Here is a 2,515-nt window from a genome sequence, read left to right on the forward strand (position 1 = left end):
ATCTATGAGTTCTATCAATTCAAGGAGTGTTTAGGTGTGTTTTTGCTCATTACACTTAACACTCCTTATTGTATTTTGTATGTTTAAAATAAGTCAAGACAACTTCCAAGCCTTAAAATGAATTTAATCAATCCTCTGCGTATTCGTAGTAGATGTCCCACAATGTATCCGGAAAGCCATATCCACAACACTCCACAGACTTAATCATCTTTTTCATGCGTGGCGAGTATTCGGGCATCAGTCCGTTGATAGATATGAATTTGACCGCTTTGTTGAAATTGTTTTCAAGAGCGGTATAAAACGGATCGTCGTAATCGCCGTATTGTGCGGTCAGGCTGCATCCTTGTTCCACATAGTAGAGCATCAGGTCCGCAATGGCATGTGGGTCAGGTACAAGTTTCTTGAATGAGGTTATCAGTTTATTGCATTCTCTGAAACTCGGATCTTTAGGCCAGTCGTTACGACCAAAGAACTGATTGCGGATTGTCTTCTTGTATTTTTCAAGCTCGGCATCGCTATTGGGTTCCATATAGAACTCAAGCCATGCGCTCGCTTCCTTGCTCGCATCGTATAACTGGAGCATTATATCGACTACCTGTTCTTTTGAAAGAGCCGACATATATTTTTTTAATTTTGCTTTTGACATTTTGGTACAGTTAAAGTGGGATTATTCGGATGATCTGTTGAAACGGCTTATCCGTTCATTTACAATACGGATGTAGTTGCGTTTCAGTTTGTCGGTGAGAAAACTATGGTCAACAAGTCGCTTTGCACCTTCAGGGAAAGCGGTGTATTTGTTTAGGATTCTATCAATACGTTTTTTTACCAGGCCAATTTTCTCTCCGAATTTCTCAAAGTCGAGGCGGCATGGGTGTCCGGTTCTGTCGTAAACGTCGCTTTTATCTATATCGTATGCCAGTCCACCGTCAAGACCGAAGTCATCGCTATTGACATGCAGGCTGGTATTGATAAGGTCGTAAGCAGGAGCCAGACGGTAATCGTGCTCAGTCAGAATTAGCGAGAAATTTTTAAGGTGATCATCGCCATTAGCATAAATGTAATTGAAAACCACAAGTTCAAAGAACCGCTCCATGTCAACCATCCATGCGGCGACATTTGCCCTGATCGCTTTGGCTATATCCTCATAGCAACCGTTGTATTTGAACTGAAGGCCGGCGGTCTGTTCATTCTTGCCTATTATCGAGGCGAAATCCTCCATCGGGAGTTTTGACCCGTCAGGGAGGATGTCGAAACGGCGGGTAATATATACCGACTGACCTTTGGGCGTAAAACAAAGACCATTAGCCGCGGTCTGTATTCCGTAAATCTGTGAGGCAATCTGCATCGTAAGATGCTCGTTGGCAGGAATCATCTTGCGGTCACGGAGAGTCTTGTCCCACGGCGCAGGTTTCAATATATGTGTCGAACGCTCATTGTCGCCTGCTATATTGATTGCATCTGCATTTATAATAGCCGGAAATTTTTCCTGAACGCCTGAAACCGATATGCGGTGCATGGCATCCGCAATCTCGCCGACATTCCGGAACTCGTCAATGTCAAATCCAAGTACCGGATTCACTTTTGTTTTACCAAACAGTAATTTGGCGGACTTCGGGCTATAAGTGTTAAATCCTTCCGCAAGAGAAGAAGGACAGTTCTTTATTTCAATCATTGGTAATCCTCCTTACATTAACGGCTCCTATAAAATCTCTGTCGGCCATCGCTTCAAGCAGTCCGAAAAAATCCTGTTCATCAATTCTCAACGAGCGGCAAATCACACGGCGGTTTGCTCCCTCCGGAATCATATTAGAGAAGAAAGGGAACAAGTGCTCAGAATAAAAAGCATCTGTTCTTTTGGGTAACGTCGCGGAAATCGGGGGCATAGCAGAGTCAAGATAATCTTTACAATATTGGAAAGAATATCCGATTCCCGGATGCTTCTCCGTCAATATACCGGCTTTTATTTCATTGAAATATACCTCAAGCTGTTTCATAGGGTCTGCCTTATACGATATTCAATCTCAATGCCAAGAACATCAAGAATTTTCTTCACGGTGCTAAGTGCAGGATTACCCTTGCCACGCTCAATATCCTTGATTGTAGCAAGACCCACTTGCGACATTTCAGCAAGATCCTGTTGGGTGAGGGAAAGCGTTTCCCTACGCTGTTTCATTATATCCATCAGTCCCATAGTCTGACATAATAAACTTTTTTTGCAAAAATAAGGAGAATTGCTGAAACCGCCAAATAAAAGTATAATAAATCATACTTTCGGCCATTCTATTATAGTTGGTATTGAAATTGTACGCATAAAGTATAATATATCATACTTCTGTCGCTTGCGAAAATTTTATTTGGCTGATTTGGTAACTACTCAGGTAGGTATGCCGTACTCATATTATGACGAAACAATAGCAGCTTAACGTTCAATTATCACTTCGCATTTGACGCTCATAAAAGCTATTGAATATCAAGAAAATAAACATTATTTTACTTGCATATTTGTTTTTTTTTT

Annotated in this window: 4 protein-coding genes; all 4 read right to left on the reverse strand. The window is 41.6% G+C overall.

Annotated elements, in window-relative coordinates:
* Positions 1-127: 127 nt before the first annotated feature.
* Complete coding sequence (locus QGT73_RS17130; protein WP_123477156.1) at positions 128-646, reverse strand: DUF6155 family protein; 519 nt, start codon at positions 644-646, stop codon at positions 128-130.
* 21 nt (positions 647-667) lie between these two features.
* Complete coding sequence (locus tag QGT73_RS17135; protein ID WP_217961504.1) at positions 668-1,579, reverse strand: type II toxin-antitoxin system HipA family toxin; 912 nt, start codon at positions 1,577-1,579, stop codon at positions 668-670.
* Between the two features lie 85 nt (positions 1,580-1,664).
* Positions 1,665-1,994, reverse strand: a complete 330-nt coding sequence (locus tag QGT73_RS17140) for a HipA N-terminal domain-containing protein (protein WP_123477152.1) — start codon at positions 1,992-1,994, stop codon at positions 1,665-1,667.
* Complete coding sequence (locus QGT73_RS17145) at positions 1,991-2,191, reverse strand: helix-turn-helix domain-containing protein (RefSeq protein WP_123477150.1); 201 nt, start codon at positions 2,189-2,191, stop codon at positions 1,991-1,993. Before QGT73_RS17145 ends, QGT73_RS17140 begins: the two co-directional genes overlap by 4 nt.
* Between the last annotated feature and the right edge of the window lie 324 nt (positions 2,192-2,515).

Origin of the sequence: Duncaniella muricolitica (assembly GCF_910574735.1) — a bacterium.
Taxonomy (GTDB): Bacteria; Bacteroidota; Bacteroidia; order Bacteroidales; family Muribaculaceae; genus Duncaniella; species Duncaniella muricolitica.